This window comes from Teichococcus deserti (assembly GCF_001982615.1).
GTDB lineage: Bacteria > Pseudomonadota > Alphaproteobacteria > Acetobacterales > Acetobacteraceae > Pseudoroseomonas > Pseudoroseomonas deserti.
In genome coordinates this window covers 1-20,539 of the sequence record NZ_MLCO01000103.1, presented here as the reverse complement: position 1 = coordinate 20,539, position 20,539 = coordinate 1, and the positions used below count along the sequence as shown (strand labels likewise).

Annotated in this window: 18 protein-coding genes and 1 tRNA gene; 6 read left to right on the top strand and 13 right to left on the bottom strand. The window is 71.2% G+C overall.

Annotation, left to right across the window (positions count from 1 at the left end; all coding sequences use genetic code 11):
• Window positions 1–225: 225 nt before the first annotated feature.
• Together BKE38_RS33250 and BKE38_RS33245 are read right to left on the bottom strand one after the other, a co-directional pair.
• Window positions 226–876 carry a CDP-alcohol phosphatidyltransferase family protein gene (locus BKE38_RS33250; RefSeq protein ID WP_242662336.1) on the bottom strand — a complete coding sequence of 217 codons (651 nt, stop codon included), beginning with the start codon at window positions 874–876 and terminating at the stop codon, window positions 226–228.
• Entirely contained in the window at window positions 860–1,639 is a 780-nt protein-coding gene (locus BKE38_RS33245) for a hypothetical protein (protein ID WP_076957671.1), read from the bottom strand. The genes BKE38_RS33250 and BKE38_RS33245 overlap by 17 nt, the downstream gene beginning before the upstream one ends.
• Before the next feature lie 153 nt (window positions 1,640–1,792).
• Here BKE38_RS33245 and purM point away from each other — a divergent pair, with 153 nt between their 5' ends.
• The 5 genes from purM (at window position 1,793) to BKE38_RS12605 (ending at window position 7,155) form a co-directional block, all read left to right on the top strand.
• Entirely contained in the window at window positions 1,793–2,863 is a 1,071-nt protein-coding gene (gene purM, locus BKE38_RS12625; RefSeq protein ID WP_076957670.1) for a phosphoribosylformylglycinamidine cyclo-ligase, read from the top strand.
• Window positions 2,860–3,519, top strand: coding sequence for a phosphoribosylglycinamide formyltransferase (purN, locus tag BKE38_RS12620; protein WP_076957669.1), 660 nt, complete (start codon window positions 2,860–2,862; stop codon window positions 3,517–3,519). Before purM ends, purN begins: the two co-directional genes overlap by 4 nt.
• Window positions 3,520–3,694: 175 nt before the next feature.
• Window positions 3,695–4,765, top strand: coding sequence for a LacI family DNA-binding transcriptional regulator (locus BKE38_RS12615; RefSeq protein WP_076957668.1), 1,071 nt, complete (start codon window positions 3,695–3,697; stop codon window positions 4,763–4,765).
• Window positions 4,750–5,691: a 3-hydroxyacyl-CoA dehydrogenase gene (locus tag BKE38_RS12610; RefSeq protein WP_076957667.1), complete on the top strand. Its 942-nt coding sequence runs from the start codon at window positions 4,750–4,752 to the stop codon at window positions 5,689–5,691. Before BKE38_RS12615 ends, BKE38_RS12610 begins: the two co-directional genes overlap by 16 nt.
• Before the next feature lie 78 nt (window positions 5,692–5,769).
• Entirely contained in the window at window positions 5,770–7,155 is a 1,386-nt protein-coding gene (locus tag BKE38_RS12605) for a GntP family permease (protein ID WP_076957666.1), read from the top strand.
• Window positions 7,156–7,361: 206 nt separating this feature from the next.
• Here BKE38_RS12605 and BKE38_RS12600 read toward each other — a convergent pair whose 3' ends face one another.
• From BKE38_RS12600 to BKE38_RS12590, 3 genes are all read right to left on the bottom strand, one after another.
• A complete protein-coding gene (locus BKE38_RS12600; RefSeq protein ID WP_106409204.1) occupies window positions 7,362–9,260 on the bottom strand; it encodes a ribonucleoside-diphosphate reductase subunit alpha in 1,899 nt (632 codons plus the stop codon).
• A 310-nt stretch (window positions 9,261–9,570) separates the two neighbouring features.
• Window positions 9,571–11,241: a Na/Pi cotransporter family protein gene (locus BKE38_RS12595; RefSeq protein ID WP_076957665.1), complete on the bottom strand. Its 1,671-nt coding sequence runs from the start codon at window positions 11,239–11,241 to the stop codon at window positions 9,571–9,573.
• Window positions 11,242–11,429: 188 nt separating this feature from the next.
• Window positions 11,430–11,506, bottom strand: a tRNA-Arg gene (locus tag BKE38_RS12590).
• 196 nt (window positions 11,507–11,702) lie between these two features.
• Here BKE38_RS12590 and BKE38_RS12585 point away from each other — a divergent pair.
• Window positions 11,703–13,295, top strand: coding sequence for an EAL domain-containing protein (locus tag BKE38_RS12585; protein WP_165694172.1), 1,593 nt, complete (start codon window positions 11,703–11,705; stop codon window positions 13,293–13,295).
• A gap of 100 nt (window positions 13,296–13,395) precedes the next feature.
• Here BKE38_RS12585 and leuB read toward each other — a convergent pair whose 3' ends face one another.
• The 8 genes from leuB to ffh form a co-directional block, all read right to left on the bottom strand.
• Window positions 13,396–14,508, bottom strand: a complete 1,113-nt coding sequence (gene leuB, locus BKE38_RS12580; RefSeq protein WP_076957663.1) for a 3-isopropylmalate dehydrogenase — start codon at window positions 14,506–14,508, stop codon at window positions 13,396–13,398.
• A gap of 50 nt (window positions 14,509–14,558) precedes the next feature.
• Entirely contained in the window at window positions 14,559–15,170 is a 612-nt protein-coding gene (gene leuD, locus BKE38_RS12575; protein ID WP_076957662.1) for a 3-isopropylmalate dehydratase small subunit, read from the bottom strand.
• Between the two features lies 1 nt (window position 15,171).
• Entirely contained in the window at window positions 15,172–16,587 is a 1,416-nt protein-coding gene (leuC, locus tag BKE38_RS12570) for a 3-isopropylmalate dehydratase large subunit (RefSeq protein ID WP_076957661.1), read from the bottom strand.
• Window positions 16,588–16,992: 405 nt separating this feature from the next.
• Window positions 16,993–17,370, bottom strand: a complete 378-nt coding sequence (rplS, locus tag BKE38_RS12565) for a 50S ribosomal protein L19 (RefSeq protein WP_076957660.1) — start codon at window positions 17,368–17,370, stop codon at window positions 16,993–16,995.
• Between the two features lie 88 nt (window positions 17,371–17,458).
• Window positions 17,459–18,175 (bottom strand): tRNA (guanosine(37)-N1)-methyltransferase TrmD, encoded by a 717-nt coding sequence (gene trmD / locus BKE38_RS12560; protein ID WP_076957659.1) that lies wholly within the window; start codon window positions 18,173–18,175, stop codon window positions 17,459–17,461.
• Entirely contained in the window at window positions 18,172–18,837 is a 666-nt protein-coding gene (gene rimM / locus BKE38_RS12555; protein WP_076957658.1) for a ribosome maturation factor RimM, read from the bottom strand. Before rimM ends, trmD begins: the two co-directional genes overlap by 4 nt.
• 29 nt (window positions 18,838–18,866) lie before the next feature.
• Complete coding sequence (gene rpsP / locus BKE38_RS12550; protein ID WP_076957657.1) at window positions 18,867–19,208, bottom strand: 30S ribosomal protein S16; 342 nt, start codon at window positions 19,206–19,208, stop codon at window positions 18,867–18,869.
• Window positions 19,209–19,236: 28 nt separating this feature from the next.
• Window positions 19,237–20,538 (bottom strand): signal recognition particle protein, encoded by a 1,302-nt coding sequence (ffh, locus tag BKE38_RS12545; RefSeq protein WP_076957656.1) that lies wholly within the window; start codon window positions 20,536–20,538, stop codon window positions 19,237–19,239.
• Window position 20,539 lies beyond the last annotated feature (1 nt).

Below are 20,539 nucleotides of genomic sequence, written 5' to 3'. Positions count from 1 at the left end.
GTCTCGTGGGCTCGGAGTGGGGTATAGGGGGCAGGGGCGTCAGGATCGCCGAGAACAGCCAGCCCAGGAACAGCGCCGCGACCGTCAGGCCGAGCACCAGGGCCAGCCGCTGGCCGCGCGTCGCGGTGCGGGGCCCGGGCTGGCGCGGCGGCTCGGGCATCGCGCGCGGCGGCGCCGGCTCGGGCCTGGGCGGGGGGGCGACCAGGCCAACGGGCGGCGGCCCCTTCACAGCTTCATCCCCAGCCGCGGCGCCAGATAGGCCAGGCCCGAGAGCAGGGTCGTCGCCGCGACCAGCAGCACCAGGGCCTGCAGCGCGAAGACCGCCGCCGGCCCGGGATCCGGAAAGAAGCCCTCGAGCAGGAGGGCGAGGGCAGCGAGGGCGATCTGCGCCACGGTGTTGGCCTTCGAGATCCGGAGGGGCTGGATGCGCGGCGGCGCGCCGAGCAGGGTGAGCAGGGTGACGCCGCCCATGATCAGCAGGTCGCGGAACACCACCATCAGCGCCAGCCAGTCCGGCAGCACCGCGGCCCAGGCCAGCGCGACATAGGTGGTGATCAGCAGCGCCTTGTCGGCCAGCGGGTCGAGGAAGGCGCCCAGCCGCGACTGGCTGCCCTGGCGCCGCGCCAGCCAGCCGTCGATGGCGTCCGAGACGCCGGCGGCCAGGAAGACGATGCAAGACAGGTCGAGCCGGCCGTGGATGATCAGCCAGATATTGGTCGGCACGGCGCAGAGCCGGGCGAGCGTGATCAGGTTCGGCAGGGTGAAGGCCCCCGCCGCATAGGCCGGGGCGGCTGGCGCATCGGGGACTCCCGCCGCCCGCGGCGGGGCGGCCGGCGCGGCGGGGTCCTGGTCGGGTCGCTCAGATCCGGCCGGCAAGGCCGATCTGCCAGGGGCCCGTCGCCTGACCTGCGCCGGCCGGCGCCGCCGCCGGCTGGGCGCCGTAGCGCACCGGCGGCGCCAGGCCCGGCATGCCCCCGGGCGCGGCGGCCGTGGGGACCGGCGGCTGCAGCGTGATGCCGGCGGCCGGCAGCGCCTGCATGGCGAGCTCCGGCGTGTGCCGCAGGCCGAGGCGGATGCGCGCCCCGTCCACCGCGATGGCCAGGATGTCGACCGAGGCGATCTCCGGATTGGCGGCCAGGCGCTGCCGCAGGTCGAGCCATTCGCGCAGGCCGGAGAAGCGGGTCTGCGCCTCGATATAGCCGGCGGCCGGCAGGCTGAGCGCCGGCGGCACCAGCGGCGGCGCCGCGTCGCCCGCGGCGCCGCCGCCGGAGGATGCCAGGCTTCCCGAGCCACCGCCCGAGGCGCTGCCCGAGCCGCCCGCATGCGCCGAGGCGCGGCCCGGCCCGCCGGCGCGGTTCGGGTTGAAATTCACCGTGAGCCGGCCGGAATAGCCGGTGCGGGTGCTGCGCTCCTCCTCGACGATGATCGAGGAGACCATGGAATCGATCTGGGAATCGGACAGGCCGCGCGGCAGGCCGAGGCTTTCGGCCATGCGCTCATAGGCGGTGCGCTGCGCCTGGGCCAGCGCCCGGGTGCGCGCGATCACCGCGTTCTCGGCGGTGGCCTCGGCGGTCACGCCGCGCTGCGTATAGGCGTCAGCAGGCGCTTCCGCGACGCTGGTGGCCAGGCTCTGGGCCATCGCCGTGCCTGGCAAGGCGGCTCCGCAGAGCAGACCCCCCATGACAAAGGTTGCGGCCAGACGCCGAAAATGTTGCATTCCGCCCCCTTGGAAGCCCGGCATAGCGAATTCTCTCCTTCCGGGCCTTTTGCGCATAGCCGATCGGGCCCCCTGATGACCAGTCTGACCTACCGCGACGCCGGCGTTGACATCGAAACCGGCGACGCCCTCGTGGATGCCATCAAGCCGCTGGCGCGCGCCACCGACCGCAGCGGGACCATGGGGTCGCTCGGCGGCTTCGGCGCGCTCTTCGACCTGAAGGCGGCCGGCTACACCGACCCCGTGCTGGTCTCCTCGACGGATGGCGTCGGCACCAAGCTGCGCCTGGCCATCGACAGCGAGATGCATGACGCGGTGGGCGTCGACCTGGTTGCCATGTGCGTCAACGACCTGGTCGTCCAGGGCGCCGAGCCGCTGTTCTTCCTCGACTATTTCGCCACCGGCAAGCTGCAGCTGGAGCAAGCCCGCGCGGTCATCGCCGGCATCGCGGAGGGCTGCCGCCAGGCCGGCTGCGCGCTCGTCGGCGGCGAGACCGCCGAGATGCCGGGCATGTACGCCAAGGACGACTATGATCTCGCCGGCTTCTCGGTGGGTGCCGCCGAGCGCGACGGGCTGCTGCCGAAGCCCGATGTCGGGCCTGGCGACGTGGTGCTGGGGCTCGCCGCCTCGGGCGTGCATTCCAACGGCTTCTCGCTGGTCCGCCGCATCCTGGCCGCGACCAACCAGGGCGTCGCCACCCCCGCCCCGTTTGCGGGCGGGCAGACCATCGGCCAGGCGCTGCTGGCGCCGACCCGCATCTATGTGAAGTCGGTCCTCGCCGCGCATCGCGCCGGGCTGGTCAAGGCGGCCGCCCACATCACCGGCGGCGGCCTGCCGGGCAACCTGCCGCGCGTGCTGCCCAAGGGCACGGTCGCGGTGCTCGACGCCCGCGCCTGGACCCTGCCGCCGGTCTTCGCCTGGCTGGCAAGCGCCGGCAACGTCGTGCCGGAGGAGATGCTGCGCGTCTTCAACTGCGGCATCGGCATGTGCCTCGTGGTGAAGCCCGGGGATGTCGAGGCCGTCACCGCCCTGCTGGTCCAGCATGGCGAGACCGTCTTCAACCTCGGCCAGATCGAGGCCGGCGCCGAGGGTGCCGCGGCCGAGGTGCGGGTCGACAACCTGACGCCGCGCTGGCCGGCGGCATGACCGCCCGGCGGCGCACCGCCATCCTGATCAGCGGGCGCGGCAGCAACATGGCGGCGCTGCTGGCCGCCGCCGCCGACCCCTCCTATCCGGCGGAGATCGCGCTGGTCCTGGCCAACCGCGCCGATGCGGCGGGCCTGGCCCGCGCGGCCGCGGCCGGCATCCCGACCGCGGTGGTGGAATCCCGCCCCTTCGGGAAGGATCGCGCCGGCTTCGAGGCGGCCATGTCGGCCGAGCTCGACCGGCATGGCGTCGAGCTGATCGCGCTGGCCGGCTTCATGCGGGTGCTGACCGAGGGCTTCACCAGCGCCTGGGCCGGGCGGATGCTGAACATCCACCCTTCCCTGCTGCCGGCCTTCCCCGGGCTCGACACCCATGCCCGGGCGCTGGCCGCGGGCGTCCGGCTGCATGGCTGCAGCGTCCACCTGGTCACCCCCGGCGTGGACGAGGGCCCGATCCTGGCCCAGGCCGCCGTGCCGATCCTGGAGGGCGACGACGAGGCGGCGCTGGCCGCCCGCGTCCTCGAGCAGGAGCACCGCCTCTACCCGGCGGCGCTGGCCTGGGTGGCGGCGGGCAAGGTGACGCTGCAGGACGGCCGCGCGGTGATCGTCGCCCCGCCGGCGCCGACCGGTCAGGCGCTGCGCAACCCCGGCTGCTGAGGCGCCCCGCCTGCCCAGATGATCGAGGGGCGGCGACGCCCCTCTTCACGGCAACGTCAGCCTGATCGGATTGACGTGGAGACGCGGGATTGAGAACGTTCTCAACGGAAGCAAGGGCCCGAGACAGGGTCCGCTCCGGAGGGAATGCCGATGACCACGCACATGAGGGGGGACGATGCCGAATAGGCCCGTCCCCCGCATCACCATCAAGGACCTGGCGCGCGAGCTGGGCATGTCGGTCGCGACCGTCGCCCGCGCCTTCCACGAGGGCGCGGCGATCGCCGCCGAGACCCGCGCTTTGGTGCTCAGCCGCGCCGCCGCCCTGGGCTACCAGCCCAATGCCCTGGCCCGCGGCATGATCACCCGCCACACCCGCATCGTCGGCGTCGTGGTCTCCGACCTGCACAACCCCTTCTATCCCGACGCCCTGGCGCGGCTGAGCGAGGCGCTGCAGCAGGCCGGCTGCAACATGATGCTGGTCACCGGCGGCGGCCGGCCGGGACATCCCAAGGCGGGCGGCGAGATGGCGGCGCTGCGGCTGCTGCTCTCCTACCAGCCGGAATGCGTCATCATCCTGGCCACCACGCTGAGCAGCGCCGGCGCCGAGGCCTGCGCAGCCGCCGGCACGCCGCTGCTCTACCTGAACCGCTTCCCCGCCGCGGCGACGGCGGCCAGCAGCATCGTCTGCGACAATGCGGGCGGCGCCGCGGCTCTGACCCGCCACCTGCTGGACCGCGGCGCCCGCCGCCCGGCCTTCATCGGCGGGCTGGAGGACAGCTCCACCCAGGCCGAGCGCCGCTCCGGCTTTCTGTCCGTGTGTGCCGAGCGGGGGATCGCGCCGCGCGAGCATCCGGCCGGGGCCTTCAGCTACGAGGCCGGCCAGGAGGCGGCGCTGGCCCTGCTGCAGGGGCCGGAGGCGCCGGACGCGCTGCTCTGCGCCAGCGACATCCTGGCGCTGGGCGCGCTGGAGACGGCGCGGCACCGGCTGGGCTTGCGCGTGCCGGAGGCGCTGCTGGTCGCCGGCTTCGACGACATCCCCATGGCGGCCTGGCCCTCGCATGCGCTGACCACGCTGCGCCAGCCGCTCGACGCCATGCTGCGGGCGGCGCTGGACTGGCTGGAGCCGGTGCTGGCCGGCCTGCCCCCCGCCCCTGCCCTGATCCGCCTGCCCGGGACGCTGGTCGCCCGCGGCAGCACCGCCGTGACGACAATGATGCTGGAGGAACAGGAATGTCCCACACCCTGAACAAGGTCGCCGTGGTCGGCGCCGGGCTGGTCGGCTCCGGCTGGGCCATCGTCTTCGCCCGCGGCGGCGCGACCGTCCGCCTCTATGATGCCAGCGAGGCGATCCGCGCCCGGGCGATGGACCGCCTGGCCAGCATGCTGGCCGACATGCAGGAGGCCGGGCTGGTCGAGGACGCGGCGCCGATCCTCGCCCGCATCACCCTCTGCCACAGCCTGGAGGAGGCGGTCGCCACCGCCGACTACATCCAGGAATCGGTGCTGGAGCGGGTCGAGGTGAAGCGCGAGGCCTGCGGCCAGATCGCCGCGGCGATGCGCGAGGACGCCATCGTCGGCTCCTCCTCCTCCGGCATCCCGGCCTCGGCCTTCACCGAGGATCTGCCGAAGCGCGCGCGCTTCCTGATCGCCCATCCGGTCAACCCGCCGCATCTGGTGCCGCTGGTCGAGCTGGTCCCCGCCCCCTGGACCGACGCTTCGATCATCCCCGTCCTGCGCGCGGCGATGGAAGACTGGGGCCAGGCGCCGATCGAGGTGAAGGGCGAGATCGAGGGCTTCATCCTCAACCGCCTGCAGGGCGCGCTGCTGAACGAGGCCTGGGCGCTCTACGAGGCGGGGCTGGCCTCGGCGGCCGATATCGACCGCACCGTCTCCGAAGGCCTCGGCCTGCGCTGGGCCTTCATGGGCCCCTTCGAGACCATCGACCTGAACGCGCCAGGCGGCATCGCCGATTATTCCGCCCGCCTGGCGCCGCTCTACCACCGCGTGGCGGAATCGCGCCGCGACCCGCAGCCCTGGTCGGCGAAGGCCATCGAGCAGGCCGAGGCCGAGCGCCGCAGCCTGCTGCCGCAGGACCAGCTGCAGGCGCGCGGCGACTGGCGCAACCGCCGGCTGATGGCGCTGGTCGCGCACCTGCGCACCCAGCCCCGCTAGTTTCCTTTTCCGGTTTGCCGGGCCCTGGCTGGGGCCCGGCGCCGTGACGCCACCCCCGACAACACGGAGAGACCGCCCATGCTTGGCACGCTCGCCATCATCCTCTCGCTCGCCGGGCTGATGTACTTCGCCTATCGCGGCGTCAATGTGCTGATCCTGGCCCCGATCATGGCCGCCTTCGCCGTGCTGCTCGCCCAGGGCGGCCCGGTGATGGCGACCTATACCCAGGTCTTCATGACCAGCCTCGGCCGCTACGTCGTGCTGTTCTTCCCGATCTTCATGCTGGGCGCCATCTTCGGCAAGCTGATGGCCGATAGCGGCGCCTCGGCGACCATCGCCCAGACCATCATCCGCCGCATCGGCCCGGGCCACGCCATCACCGCGGTGACGCTCGCCTGCGGCGTGCTGACCTTCGGCGGCGTCTCTCTGTTCGTCGTGGCCTTCGCCATCTTCCCGATCGCGGCGGCGCTGTTCCGCGAGGCCGGGCTGCCCAAGCGGCTGATCGCGGGGGCCATCGCGCTGGGCTCCTTCACCTTCACCATGACCGCCTTCCCGGGCACGCCGGCGATCCAGAACGCCATCCCGACCCGCTTCTTCGGCACCACCACCTTCGCCGCCCCCGGCCTCGGCCTGATCGCCGGCTGCATCATGCTGTTCGGCGGCCTGGCCTGGCTGCAATGGCGCGGCCGCCGCGCCGTCGCCGCCGGCGAAGGCTATGGCGACCACCAGGAGAACCTGCCGCAATTCGAGGAAGGCGAGCGCCCGGGCTTCGCCCTGGCCATGCTGCCGATCGTCGTGGTGATCGGGCTGAACGCGATTTTCTCGCTGATCGTCTTCCCGCGGATGGACCTGAGCTACCTGTCGCAGTCGATCTATGGCGACGTGGCGCCCACCGCGGTGATCGGCACCTGGGCGCTGATCGTGGCGCTGGTCGGCGCCATCCTGACCGTGCTGCTGCTGCAGCGCCGTTATCTGCGCGACGCGCAGAAGACGCTGAACGAAGGCACGATGGGCTCGCTGCTGCCGATCTTCAACACGGCGAGCGAGGTCGGCTACGGCGCGGTCATCGCCTCGCTAGCCGCCTTCGTCGTGGTGCGCGACTTCGTCGTCGGCATCGCCCCCGACACCCCCACCATCTCGCTGGCCATCGCAGTGAACGCGCTGGCGGGCATCACCGGCTCGGCCTCGGGCGGGTTGTCGATCGCCCTCGACACGCTGGGGGCGACCTATCTGGAACGCGCGACGGCACTGGGCATCAGCCCGGAGCTGCTGCACCGCATCGCCGCCATCTCCTCCGGCGGCTTCGACTCGCTGCCGCACAACGGCGCGGTGATCTCGCTGCTGACCATCACCGGCCTGACCCACAAGTCGTCCTATGGCGACATCTTCGTGGTGAACCTGCTGATCCCGGTCTTCGCGCTGATCTGCATCATCGCGCTCGGCAGCACGCTCGGGAGCTTCTGAGGAAACAGGTCCCGCGGCCGGTCGTCGGCCGCGGCGCGTCCCTGGCAGCCGGTCAAACTGCCAAGGCATACTGGCCGGATGATGCGTGCTTCGCGCGTGCCGCGCTTGTTCTCCGGAGCCCAGATCAGCCGCGCCGTCAGCTCAGCCGGAAGGGCTGGCGGATGGCGCGGCTGGCAGGCCGTCGATGGCCTAAGCGGCAATACCGCTCACTGGCAGGCCAGGCATTCCTCGTAATCCGTCGAGCTCGCCTCGCCGGCCACCGCGCGGGTGGCGCGCGCCACCGGCATCGGCAGCACGGCTTCCACGCTGTTGGCGGCGGCGAAGCCCAGGGCCGGCTGGACGGAGACCTTCTCGCTGACCGTGTCGGCGCGCTGGATGGACAGGCTGCGGCAGTAGTAGAGCGACTTCACGCCCTTCTTCCAGGCCTGGAAATGGATCTGGTGCAGGTCGCGCTTGTGCACGTCGGCCGGCAGGAACAGGTTTACCGACTGGCTCTGGCAGATGAAGGGCGTGCGGTCGGCGGCATGCTCGACCACCCAGCGCTGGTCGAGCTCGAAGGCGGTCTTGAAGACGGCCTTCTCCTGCGCGTCCAGGAAGTCCAGGTGCTGCACGCTGCCCTTGGTCACCGTGATGTTGGTCCAGGTGTCCTCGTCGTCGCGGCCATGCTTCTGCAGCAGCGCCTTCAGCGACGGGTTGCGGACGATGAAGGACCCCGACAGAGTCTTGTGGTTGTAGACATTGGCCGCGATCGGCTCGATGCCCGGCGAGGCGCCGCCGCAGATGACGCTGATCGACGCCGTTGGCGCGATCGCCATCTTGTTCGAGAAGCGCTCCATGAAGCCGTATTCGGCGGCATCCGGGCAGGGCCCGCGCTCCTCGGCCAAGACGCGGCTGGCGATGTCGGCCTGCTCGCGGATGTGCTTGAACATCCGCTTGTTCCAGACCTTGGCGATCACGCTTTCAAACGGCACGTTCTGCGCCTGCAGAAACGAATGAAAGCCCATGACGCCGAGGCCGACCGAGCGCTCGCGCATCGCGCTGTAGCGGGCGCGCGCCATGCTGTCGGGGGCGGTGTCGATGAAGCTCTGCAGCACATTGTCGAGGAAGCGCATCACGTCGGGGATGAAGTGCTTCTCGTCCTTCCACTCGAACCAGGTCTCGAGGTTCAGCGAGGACAGGCAGCAGACCGCGGTGCGCTCCTTGCCATGCTGGTCGCGCCCGGTGGGCAGGGTGATCTCGGCGCAGAGGTTGGAGGTCTTCACCTCCAGCCCGGACAGCTTGTGGTGCTCGGGCCGCGCGTTGTTCACCGCGTCGGAATAGATGATGTACGGCTCGCCCTGCTCGATGCGCGCCATCAGGATGCGGATCCAGAGGCTGCGCGCCGATATCTTGCGCACCGGGGCGCCGTCCTTGGGCGAGGTCAGCGCCCATTCGTCATCGGCCTCGACCGCGCGCATGAAGGCGTCGGGCACCAGCACGCCATGGTGCAGGTTCAGCGCCTTGCGGTTCGGGTCGCCGCCGGTCGGCCGGCGCAGGTCGATGAACTCTTCGATCTCCGGATGCGAGACGGGCAGATAGACCGCGGCGGACCCACGACGGAGAGAACCCTGGGAAATGGCCAGCGTCAGGCTGTCCATCACGCGAATGAAAGGAATAATGCCGCTGGTCTTGCCATTCTGGCCGACCTTCTCGCCGATCGAGCGCAGGTTGCCCCAGTAGGACCCGATGCCGCCGCCCTTGGAGGCCAGCCAGACATTCTCGTTCCAGAGGTCGACGATGCCGTTCAGGCTGTCATTGGCCTCGTTGAGGAAGCAGCTGATCGGCAGGCCGCGCGTCGTGCCGCCATTGGACAGCACGGGCGTCGCCGGCATGAACCACAGCCGGGAGATATAGTCGTAGATGCGCTGGGCGTGGGCGCTGTCGTCCGAATAGGCGCTGGCCACGCGGGCGAAGAGGTCCTGGTAGGACTCGCCCGGCAGCAGGTAGCGGTCATCCAGCGTCGCCTTGCCGAAATCGGTCAGCAGCGCGTCGCGCGAGCGGTCGACACGCACCTGGCCATGGCCGGCAAGCTGGATGTCATCGGCAAGCTGAACGGCATCGAGCACGGCGAAGGATTCCCTGGCAGTGGGCGGTAAGGGGGGCGCATCGGGCAGGCACAGGCGAAAGCGGGGGCACAGCAGCCGGGGGGCGCGGCGGCAGATTTGCACCGGGCCGCTGCTGGCATCAACCCATATCTGGTGGGTCGGTTGTCTCTCCGCCCCCCAGATTTTCTTTGACGCCCGATTCATTCACAGGCCGCGGCGCCGGCGAATCCTAGGGATTCCGGGCCGGGCCGCGGTTATCCACGGGGGCGCGCAGCCGAAGCGCGGCCGTTAAATTTTTTCGCAAGCCTGACCTGCGCCGGACGCCGCCCGATCAGGACTCGTCGCCGGCCACCAGGGCGACGCGGCTGGACAGCAGCGCCCCGTCGCGCTCCAGCAGCGGATAGGCGGCGGCGGCGACGACGTGGCTGTTCACCAGCTTCAGGTCGCGCAGCAGGTCCAGCTGCAGGGCGCTGGCCTCCCCCTCCACCCGGCTGGCGTCGCGCAGCCGGGAGAAATGCGCGCCGGTGGCGGCGGCCTCCATGTCGCGGAACACCGCCTTCTCCTCGGCCAGCATCCGGGCGGCGCGCGGGTCCTCGGTCATCAGCAGGGCGCCGGCGACGCGCAGATTGCCCAGCACGCGGTCGAGCCAGCCCAGCACCTCCGCCTGGGCCGGCGCCGGCAGCGGCAGGCCGCGCTTGCGGGGCCGGGCGGCATGCGGCAGCAGCCCGCGCTGCACCACGTCGGCCGCCTGCTCCAGATGGGTCGCGAAGAGCAGCACGGCCTGCAGGCGGCGATGGTCCTCGGCATCCATGGCCTCGGTGTCGAGCTGCGCCAGATAGGCCTTGATGGCGGTGTTCAGCCGGTCGATGGCGGCCTCCCGCGCCGCCAGATCCGGCGGGATGCGCGCCTCGGGCCGGGCCAGCACGGCGCGGGCGCCGCGCAGCATCTCCTCCAGCAGGTCGGCCAGGCGCAGCGCCTCGCGGCCGGCGGCGGCCAGCGCCACCGCCGGCAGCTCCTGCGCCGCGCCGTTTAGATAGCGCGGGCGCGACGGGTCAGCCGGGTCGTCGCGCGCCGGCAACAGGCGCTGCAGCAGCCGCGCATAGGGGCCGAGCAGCGGCAGGAAGAGCAAAGCGAGGGCCAGGTTGAAGCCGGTGTGGAACAGCGCCACCCCACGGCCCGGATCGGGCGATGCCCAGGCCACCAGGCCTGCCAGCGGGGCCAGCAGCGGCATGGCCAGGGCCAGACCCAGCAGCCGGTTCAGCAGGTTGCCCAGCGGCAGGCGGCGGCCGGCCGGGTCGGCGCGGCCCATCCCCTCCAGCAGCGGGTTCAGCGCGCTGCCCAGATTGGCGCCGACCACCATGGCCAGCGCCGCCGGCAGCGGCAGCACGCCATGGCCGGCCAGCGACATGACCAGCAGCACCGCGGCGACCGAGGAATGCAGCGCCCAGGCCAGGACGGCGGCCAGCAGCAGGGCGAGGCCCGGCATCTCGCCCACGAGGCGGAACAGCAGCCGCAGGGCCGGGGCGGACTCGACCGGCGCGAAGAGGAGAAGCAGCTGGTGCAGCGCCAGCAGCATCAGGCCGAGGCCGATTACGGCGCGGCCCAGGTCATGGGCGAGGCTCGCCGCGTTGCGGCGGAACAGCAGGAAGCCGGTCAGGATCAGCGCCGGCGACAGGGCGGTGACATCGAAGCTGAGCAGCTGGACGATCAGCGTGGTGCCGAGATTGGCGCCCAGCATGACGGACAGCGCCGGCATCAGCCCGACCAGGCCTTCGGCGGCGAAGGCGGTGACCATCAGCCCGGTGGCGGTGCTGCTCTGCAGCAGGGCGGTGACGCCGAGGCCGGCCAGGAAGGCCTGGAGGCGATGGCCCAGCGCCCGCGCCAGGGCGCCGCGCAGCCGGGCGCCGAAGGCCCGCTGCACGCCGGTCTGCACCATCCGCGTGCCCCAGAGCAGCAGCGCGACGGCGCCACCCAGGCTGATCAGGCTGAGTAAGACGGGCATGGCGACGGCGCGGCCTCCCCCTTCCGGGCGTGAAGCCTGTCACTGCATCACGCCAGGCGAGTCGGCGCCAAGCCTGGCTGTGTCGCGATGGCTTGAAAACAGCCACGACAAAACTGGGCGCAACAAAAAAGGAGCCGAGGGTTTTATCCCTCAGCTCCTTTCCGGATGCTGGCGCATCGAAGAGTGACTGGCGCGCCCGAAGAGATTCGAACTCCTGACCCCCAGATTCGTAGTCTGGTGCTCTATCCAGCTGAGCTACGGGCGCCGGCCAGTGGCGGGGAAATAGCCGCCGGCCGGCGCGGACGCAACAGGCCGACTGAGATTTTTTTCGTAATTTTTTCAGTGCGCCGGTTGCAATCGCAACGATCGAGCCAGGACTGCCCTTCAGGATGGGCGCCGCCCCTGCCCCCGCCGCGGGCATGCCCCTGCAGGCGCGCGCGCGCTCCAAGGAACGAGACGACGTGCTGCCGCCTGCCGCCCACCCTGCCCCGTCCGCCAGCCGCTTCTGGCCGAAGCTCGGCCTGCTGCTGGCCGGCGGCATGCTGCTGGGCGCGCTGGCCGGCGGCATGCTGGGCTGGACGCTGCAGCGGGCGGAGCGGCAGCGCGCCGCCGGCGAGCTGGCCGAGCTCTACTTCGCCCGCGCCGGCGAGATCGGCGCCGAGATCGTCGCCACGCTGCAGCGGATGAACGCCGCGCCGCCGCCGCGCTGCGGCGAGGCCGACCTGGCCGAGCTGCGCCGGATGATGATCTCCTCCCGTTTCCTGAAGAGCGCCGGACGGCTCGAACAGGGACATCTGGTCTGCTCCGCGACGCTCGGCCTGCTGGCGCGGCCGGTGCCGCTGCCGAAGGCCGATTTCGTCACCCGCTACGGCCGCAGCCTGCGCCTCGACGCCGAGATCCCCGGCATCCCCGGCTCGGTCGGGCTGATCTTCGCCGAGGGCGGCTCGGCCGTGGTGATCAGCCCGCAGGCCTTCAGCGCCCTGGTCGATCCGCGGCTGGAGCACATGGTGGTGGTGACCAACGGCAGCCAACGGCTGCGCTTCTTCGGCAGCCTGCCGGCCGAGGCGATGCCGCAGGGCCCGCTGGTCGATGGCCGGCCGGTCCAGGTCGACGGCCAGCGCTTCGAGCTGCGCTGCTCGGCCAACCGCACCGGCTGCATGCTGGCCCGCTTCCGCGACCCGGCCACCCCCTTCGCCTCGCCGGTGGTGCTGGGCTTCACCACGCTCGGCCTGCTGGCCGGGGCGGGCGCGGGCTTCGGCGCCAGCGCCGCCATCGCCCGTCGCCAGGCGCTGGCGCAGCGGCTGCGCATGGCGCTGCGGGCCGGGCGGCCGACCCTGGCCTATCAGCCGATCCTGCGGCTGTCCGACCGCCGCATGGTCGGCGCCGAGGCGCTGATCCGCTGGCAGGAGGGCGGCATCGCCATCCCGCCCGACCTGTTCATCGCCGCCGCCGAGGAGGCCGGCCTGATCGGCGATGTGTCCGTCTATGTGCTGCACAAGGTTCTCGCCGAGATGGCGGAGACGCTGCGGGCGCGGCCCGGCTTCCAGGTCACGGTGAACATCTCGGTGCAGGACCTGCTGGATCCGGGCTTCGCCGGGCATGTCGCCTCGGCGCTGGCGCTGCACCAGGTGGCGCCGCGCAGCATCGGCTTCGAGCTGACCGAGCGCTCGACGGCGCAGCGGCACGACATCGCCGCCGGCATTGCCCGGCTGCGGGCGGCGGGGCACCGGCTGTATATCGACGATTTCGGCACCGGCTATTCCAGCCTGGCCTATCTGGCCGAGCTGCAGGTCGACGCCATCAAGCTGGACCGCGCCTTCACCCGGCTGGCGGCGCGGACCGACCATGCGGCGGCGGTGCTGGGGCCGATCGCCAGCCTGGCGCACAGCCTGCAGCTGGGCCTGGTGGTGGAAGGCGTCGAGGAGGAGGCGGAGGCGGATTTCTTCGCCCGCCTCGCCCCCTGCGCCCTGGCCCAGGGCTGGCTGACCGGGCGGCCGATGCCTGCCGCCGACCTGCTGGCCAGGCTGCCGGATGAGGCCGAGGCGGCAGCGTGACACCCGCCCCGGCCGCCGCGGCCGGCGCCGGCGCCTGAGGCAACGAAAAAGGGCGGGGAGGTTGCCCTCCCCGCCCCTTCGGACCGAAAGCGGCCTGGGATCAGGCGGCCAGCTTGTCCAGCTCGCGCAGGATGGCGTCGCCCATCACGCTGGTGCCGACGCGGGCCGTGCCCGGGCCCATGATGTCGGCGGTGCGCAGGCCCCCGGCCAGCACCTTCTCCACCGCGTTCTCGACCAGCTTCGCATCCTCCTCCATGCCGAAGGACCAGCGCAGCAGCATGGCGAAGGACAGCATCTGGGCGCAGGGATTGGCGATGCCCTTGCCGGCGATGTCGGGGGCCGAGCCATGGATCGGCTCGTAGAGCGCGTGGCGGCGGCCCGAGGAATCCACCGCGCCGAGCGTGGCCGAGGGCAGCATGCCCAGCGAGCCGGTCGCCGCGGCGGCGAGATCGGACAGAAGGTCGCCGAAGATGTTGCTGGCCAGGATGACGTCGAACTGCTTCGGCCGGGCGCAGAGCTGCATGGCGCAGTTGTCGGCATACATGTGGCTCAGCTCGACCTCCGGATATTCGGCGCGGCCGATCTCGGAGACCACGGCGCGCCACAGGCGGCCGGACTGCATGACATTGGCCTTCTCGACGCTGGTCATCCGGCCAGTGCGCTTCTTGGCCAGGTCAAAGGCGACGCGGGCGACGCGGGCGATCTCGTCCTCGGTATAGACCTCGGTGTCGATGCCGCGGCGCTTGCCACTGGCCATGGTCTCGACGCCGCGCGGCTCGCCGAAATAGATGCCGCCGGTGCTCTCGCGGACGATCATCAGGTCAAGGCCGCGCACCACGTCGGGCTTCAGGCTCGACGCATCGACCAGCGGCTCCAGCACCAGGGCGGGACGCAGGTTGGCGAAGAGGCCGAGTTCCTTGCGGAGACGCAGGATCCCCAGCTCCGGACGCTTGTCGAACGGCAGAGTATCCCACTTCGGGCCACCGACCGAGCCGAAGAGCACGGCGTCGGCCGAGAGGGCGCGCTCCACCGTGCTGTCCGGGCAGGGCGAGCCCTCGGCCTCGAGGGCGGCGCCGCCGACCAGGCCTTCCTCGAGCGCGAAGCTGACATGGCGGCGACGGTCCATCCATTCGATGACGCGGCGCACCTCGCGCATCACCTCCGGCCCGATGCCGTCGCCGGGGAGAACCAGCAGCCTCTTGTTCGCCGTCATCTGTCAGTCGCTTCCTTCCGTGGGACTCGCCGAGGAGTTGCGCCGTCGGCTCAGCGGTACAGCCAGGGCTGCGCCGCGCGCTGCCGCGCCTCGAAACTGTCGATCGCGGGCGCCTGCTGCATGGTCTGGCCGATATCGTCCAGCCCGTTCAGCAGCAGGTGGCGGCGCAGCGGATCGATCTCGAAGGGGATTTCCTCCCCGTTCGGACGGACCACGACCTGGCGCTCCAGGTCGATGGTGATCCGCGCATTGGCGCCCAGCTTGGCATCCTCCATCAGCTGGTCGCAGACCTCGCGCGGGAGACGGACCGGCAGGATGCCGTTCTTGAAGCTGTTGTTGTGGAAGATGTCGGCGAAGTCGGGGGCGATGACGCAGCGGATGCCGAAGTCGAGCAGCGCCCAGGGGGCGTGCTCGCGCGACGAGCCGCAGCCGAAATTCTCATGCGCGATCAGCACCTCGGCGCGGCGGTAGGGCTGCTGGTTCAGCACGAAATCCGGGTTCTCGCTGCCATCCTCGTTGTAGCGGAGATTGGCGAAGAGCGACTTGCCCAAGCCAGTGCGGGCGATGGTCTTCAGGAAACGCGCCGGGATGATCTTGTCGGTGTCGACATTGGCCATCGGCAGCGGCGCCGCGATGCCGGTGAGCGTGGTGAAGGCGTCCATCTTACACGATCTCCCGCACGTCGGTCAGGAAGCCGGTCACCGCGGCGGCGGCGGCCATGGCCGGCGAGCAGAGATGGGTGCGCCCGCCCGGACCCTGGCGGCCCTCGAAATTGCGGTTGCTGGTCGAGGCGCAGCGCTGGCCCGGGGTCAGCTTGTCCGGGTTCATGCCGAGGCACATCGAGCAGCCCGCCTCGCGCCATTCGAAGCCGGCGTCGCGGAAGATGGCGTCCAGCCCCTCGCGCTCGGCCTGCTGCTTCACCAGGCCGGAGCCCGGCACGACCATGGCGCGCACCCCCTCCGCCACATGCCGGCCGCGGGCGATCTGCGCGGCGGCGCGCATGTCCTCGATGCGGCTGTTGGTGCAGGAGCCGATGAAGACCACGTCGACCTTGAGGTCGGTCAGCTTCTGGCCCGGGGTCAGGCCCATATATTCGACCATGCGGCGCAGCTGGGCGCGGCGCGCCTCGTCGCCGCCGCTCTCCGGGTCGGGGACGGCGGCGGTGATCGGCAGCACGTCCTCCGGGCTGGTGCCCCAGGAGACCATGGGGACGATCTCGGCGGCGTCCAGGAAGACCTCCTTGTCGAAGACCGCGCCCTCGTCCGAGGGCAGGGTCTTCCACCATTCGACCGCGCGGTCGAAGGCCTCGCCCTGGGGGGCGAAGGGGCGGCCGCGGGCGTATTCGAAGGTGGTCTCGTCGGGGGCGATCATGCCGGCCCGGGCGCCGCCCTCGATCGACATGTTGCAGACGGAGAAGCGGCCGGCCATGTCGAGCGCGCGGATCGCCGAGCCCGCGAATTCGATGACATGGCCGTTGCCGCCGGCGGTGCCGATCTTGCCGATGATGGCCAGGACGATGTCCTTGGCGGTGCAGCCCACCGGCAGCACGCCGTCCACCGTCACGCGCATGTTCTTGGCGCGCTTCTGCAGCAGGGTCTGGGTGGCCAGCACATGCTCGACCTCGGAGGTGCCGATGCCGAAGGCCAGCGCGCCCATGGCGCCATGCGTCGAGGTGTGGCTGTCGCCGCAGACGATGGTCATGCCCGGCAGGGACAGGCCCTGCTCCGGCCCGATGACATGCACGATCCCCTGCCGCGCATCGGTCAGCGGGATGTAGGGGACGTTGAATTCCTTGACGTTCTTCTCGAGCGTCTCGACCTGGGTGCGGCTTTCCGGGTCTTCGATCCCGGTGTAGCGCGAGGCATCGGTGGCGATGTTGTGGTCGACCACGGCCATGGTGCCGTCCAGGCGGCGCACCGGGCGCTTCGCCATGCGCAAGCCTTCGAAGGCCTGCGGGCTGGTCACCTCATGGACAAGGTGCCGGTCGATGTAGAGAAGCGCGGTGCCGTCCGGAAGCGTCTCGACCAGATGGGCGTCGAAGATCTTGTCGTAGAGCGTACGCGGCTTCGTGGCCGACATCGGCGGCTTTCCTCTTGGCAGATGGTTCACTCATCCGCGTGGCCATGGGGCTGGGGGCCCAGCGCCACCCGGAGGTCGCGATGGTCCAGAGGGGATGCATCCCGCCGGAACCCTGATATTCCTATCCGGGGCAGCCCGCTGCGGAGGGGGAGGCATCCCCTGCGCGGCCGGTCGCCGGAAAAAACAGGGCCGGCAGATGGCGTGTGCCCTCCGGACCCCGGTCTTTTCCGTCGCTTCGGCGCCCCCCGCAAGGGGCACCGGACAACAAAAGCATATATAGCGCGTCGCTCGCGCAAGGAAACTGCGCGAGCCATTCGCCGCAGGCCGTCCCGGCCTGCGACCGGAGCAAGGCTGACCCTTCGATCCGTGTCGGCGCCCCAACGAGGGCGCCGACCCAGAAAGAAATCAGTCCTTGGCGGGGCGGGGGGCGGCCTTCTCGGCGATGCGCGCCGACTTGCCGGTGCGGCCACGCAGGTAATACAGCTTGGCGCGACGCACCTTGCCGCGGCGGAGCACGGCGATCTCGGCGACGTTCGGGCTGTACAGCGGGAAGACGCGCTCGACGCCCTCGCCGTAGGACAGCTTGCGCACCGTGAAGTTGCTGTGCAGGCCCTTGTTGGAGCGGGCGATCACCACGCCCTCATAGGCCTGGGTGCGGGTCCGCTCGCCCTCGACGACCTTGACCATCACGCGCACCGTGTCGCCGGCGGCGAATTCCGGCACGGCGCGGGCCTCGAGCAGGCGGGAGCGCTGTTCCGCGTCGAACTGCTGCAGCAGGTTCATAGTTGTGGTCCTCTCGACAATCCTGGTGGGCGGCGCCTGGCCGCCCGTTCAATCCTGAAAATCCGAGACCGATCCGGGCCCTGGGGCCTCAGCCGGCCGAAGCCTTCGCCGTATCGCCTTGCCGGGCCCAGAGGTCGGGGCGCCGCTCGCGCGTCGCCCGCTCCGCCATCTCCCGGCGCCACCGCGCCACCGCCGCATGATGGCCGGAGAGCAGCACCTCGGGCACAGCCCGACCCTGCCATTCCACCGGCCGCGTATACTGCGGGTATTCCAGCATCGGGGCGCCGGCCGAGAAGCTTTCCTCGGCGGCGCTGTCCGCGCCCCCCATCACCCCCGGCAGCAGCCGGACGCAGGCATCGAGCAGCACCAGCGCCGCCGGCTCGCCGCCGGACAGCACGTAGTCGCCGATCGAGACCTCGCGCATGCCGCGCGCCTCGATGACCCGCTGGTCGAGACCTTCGTAGCGGCCGCAGACCAGGATCACCCCCGGCCCCGCCACCAGATCCCGCACCAGCGCCTGGTCGAGCAGCTTGCCGCGCGGCGTCAGGTAGACCAGCGGGCGGTCCCCTTCTTCCAGCGCGGCCGCGCAGGCGGCATCCACCACATCCGGCCGCAGCACCATGCCGGCGCCGCCGCCGCAGGGGGTGTCGTCCACCGTGCGGTGCTTATCGAGGGCGAAGTCGCGGATCTGCCGCGCGTCCAGCCGCCACAACCCCTCGCGCAGCGCCCGGCCGGCCAGGGACTGGCCGAGCGAGCCCGGAAACATCTCCGGGAACAGCGTCAGGGCGGTGGCGTGCCAGCTCATGCGGCACCTCCGCGCGGGCCCCGCGGGCCGCTGCGCTTGGGCGCGTCCTGCCGGCGCGGCAGGGCGTGCAGCGGCGCCGAAGCACCGGTCACCTTGGGTCCCGCCGGGGCGCTCGCCTCGCCGCGATCGGCGGCGGGCTCGGCCTCGGCGGCGGCGATGACCTCGGGCGGCAGCTGGCCTTCGGCCGGCGGCTCGACCTGGACATAGCCTTCGGCGACGGCGATGACCGGCACGACCGCGCGGGTGAAGGGCAGCAGCGTCTCGCGACCCTGCTCATCGGCGACGGTCAGGAAGCTGCCCGCGCCGAAATCCTCCACGCTGCGCACGGCACCCAGCACGCGGCCCTCGGCGTCCCGCACCGCCAGCCCGACCAGGTCGGCGAGGTAGAACTCCTCCTCCTCCGGCTCGGGCAGGCGGTCACGCGAGACGTAAAGACGAGTGCCGGTCAGCCGGGCCGCGGCGTCGCGGTCGCTGATCCCGTCGATCCGGGCCAGTCCCCCCGGCAGCCATTGCAGGGCATAGTGCTTTTCCCCGCGCTCATCCGAGAGCGGGCCATAGGTGGCGATATCCGCCGCCTCGGCGGTGAAGGATTGGACACGGACCAGCCCACGGACCCCGTGCGGCCGGCCGATCTCCCCCACCAGAATGCGCTTGTCCGCCATGGCGCGTCAGGACCCTGCCCGGAAGGGGGTCAGCCGGCGGCCGCGGCGGCGGCGGCGGCGCGCTCCTGCGCCTTCTTCTTCGGCGCGGACTGCTTCGGCTGCTCGCGGAACACCGGCATCGGCGCCAGCTCGGCCTTGCCGAGGAACTTGGCGACGCGGTCGGTGGCGACGGCGCCATGCTGCAGCCAGTGGGTGATGCGCTCGCCGAAGAGGCGGACGCGCTCGGCGTGGTCGGCGGGCAGCATCGGGTTGTAGCTGCCGACCTTCTCGATGAAGCGGCCGTCGCGCGGCGAGCGGCTGTCGGCGACCACGATGTGGTAGTAGGGGCGCTTCTTGGCGCCGGCGCGAGCGAGACGGATCTTCAGGCCCATAAAATAAGTCCTATGTCTTAGGCGTGGATCAGAAGGGGCGTTTGCCCCCGGCACCGGGGAGGAGCGCGCCCAAACCGCCGCGCATCAACCCCTTCTGGCCGAGCTTGTTCATCCGCTTCATCATCGCGGACATGTCGTCGAACTGCTTGAGCAGCCGGTTGACATCCTGCACCGTCGACCCCGAGCCGGCGGCGATGCGCTTCTTGCGGCTCGCCTTCAGGATCTCGGGGTTGCGGCGTTCCTTGGGCGTCATGCTGCCGATGATGGCGGCCTGGCGCTTCAGCACCGTGTTGTCGAGGTTCGCGTCCTCGATCTGCGACTTGATCTTGCCGATGCCGGGCAGCATGCCGAGGATGCCCGACAGCGAGCCCATCTTGCCGATCTGCTTCAGCTGGGCGGCGTAGTCTTCCAGGTCGAACTGACCCTTCTGCATCTTCGCCGCGAGCTTTTCCGCCTCGGCCTTGTCGATCGTCTCGGCAGCGCGCTCGACGAGGGAGACGATGTCGCCCATGCCGAGGATGCGGCCGGCGATGCGGTCGGGGTGGAAATCCTCGAGCGCGTCCAGCTTCTCGCCGGCGCCCAGCAGCTTGATCGGCGCGCCGGTGACGGCACGCATCGACAGCGCGGCGCCGCCACGGGCATCGCCGTCGACGCGGGTCATGACGATGCCGGTCAGGCCCACGCGCTCGTTGAAGATGCGCGCGGTGTTGACGGCGTCCTGGCCGGTCATCGCATCAACGACCAGCAGGCTTTCATGCGGCTTGGTGGCGGCCTTGACCTCGGCCACCTCGGCCATCAGCGCCTCGTCGATCGACAGGCGGCCGGCGGTGTCGAGGATGACCACGTCATAGAGCTCGCCGCGGGCGACCTGCATGGCGCGCGCCGCGATCTGCAGCGGGGTCTGGCCGGCGATGATCGGCAGCGAGGTCACGCCGGCCTGCTTGGCCAGCGTCTCCAGCTGCAGCTGGGCGGCGGGACGGTGTACGTCCAGGCTGGCCAGCAGGACCTTCTTCTTGTCGCGGCCGCGCAGGCGCAGCGCGATCTTGCCCGAGGTCGTGGTCTTGCCCGAGCCCTGCAGGCCGATCATCAGGATGGCGATCGGCGCCGGGGCGTTCAGGTCCAGCCCGGGGACGTGCTGGACGCCCTCGCCGCCACCGAGCGCCTCGACCAGGCAGTCGTTGACGATCTTGATGACCTGCTGGGCGGGGGAGACGGAGCGGATCACCTCCTGGCCGACGGCGCGCTCGCGCACCTTGTTGACCAGGTCCTTGACCACCGGCAGGGCGACGTCGGCCAGGAGGTGATCCGCTCCGTCTCCCCCGCCCAGCAGG

What these genes read in the sequence shown, in the direction of transcription:
- BKE38_RS33245 (WP_076957671.1), bottom strand. Translation starts at nt 1,639, where the DNA reads ATGGCCCAGAGCCTGGCCACCAGCGTCGCGGAAGCGCCTGCTGACGCC.
- purM (WP_076957670.1), top strand. Translation starts at nt 1,793, where the DNA reads ATGACCAGTCTGACCTACCGCGACGCCGGCGTTGACATCGAAACCGGC.
- purN (WP_076957669.1), top strand. Translation starts at nt 2,860, where the DNA reads ATGACCGCCCGGCGGCGCACCGCCATCCTGATCAGCGGGCGCGGCAGC.
- BKE38_RS12615 (WP_076957668.1), top strand. Translation starts at nt 3,695, where the DNA reads ATGCCGAATAGGCCCGTCCCCCGCATCACCATCAAGGACCTGGCGCGC.
- BKE38_RS12610 (WP_076957667.1), top strand. Translation starts at nt 4,750, where the DNA reads ATGTCCCACACCCTGAACAAGGTCGCCGTGGTCGGCGCCGGGCTGGTC.
- BKE38_RS12605 (WP_076957666.1), top strand. Translation starts at nt 5,770, where the DNA reads ATGCTTGGCACGCTCGCCATCATCCTCTCGCTCGCCGGGCTGATGTAC.
- BKE38_RS12595 (WP_076957665.1), bottom strand. Translation starts at nt 11,241, where the DNA reads ATGCCCGTCTTACTCAGCCTGATCAGCCTGGGTGGCGCCGTCGCGCTG.
- leuB (WP_076957663.1), bottom strand. Translation starts at nt 14,508, where the DNA reads ATGACGGCGAACAAGAGGCTGCTGGTTCTCCCCGGCGACGGCATCGGG.
- leuD (WP_076957662.1), bottom strand. Translation starts at nt 15,170, where the DNA reads ATGGACGCCTTCACCACGCTCACCGGCATCGCGGCGCCGCTGCCGATG.
- leuC (WP_076957661.1), bottom strand. Translation starts at nt 16,587, where the DNA reads ATGTCGGCCACGAAGCCGCGTACGCTCTACGACAAGATCTTCGACGCC.
- rplS (WP_076957660.1), bottom strand. Translation starts at nt 17,370, where the DNA reads ATGAACCTGCTGCAGCAGTTCGACGCGGAACAGCGCTCCCGCCTGCTC.
- trmD (WP_076957659.1), bottom strand. Translation starts at nt 18,175, where the DNA reads ATGAGCTGGCACGCCACCGCCCTGACGCTGTTCCCGGAGATGTTTCCG.
- rimM (WP_076957658.1), bottom strand. Translation starts at nt 18,837, where the DNA reads ATGGCGGACAAGCGCATTCTGGTGGGGGAGATCGGCCGGCCGCACGGG.
- rpsP (WP_076957657.1), bottom strand. Translation starts at nt 19,208, where the DNA reads ATGGGCCTGAAGATCCGTCTCGCTCGCGCCGGCGCCAAGAAGCGCCCC.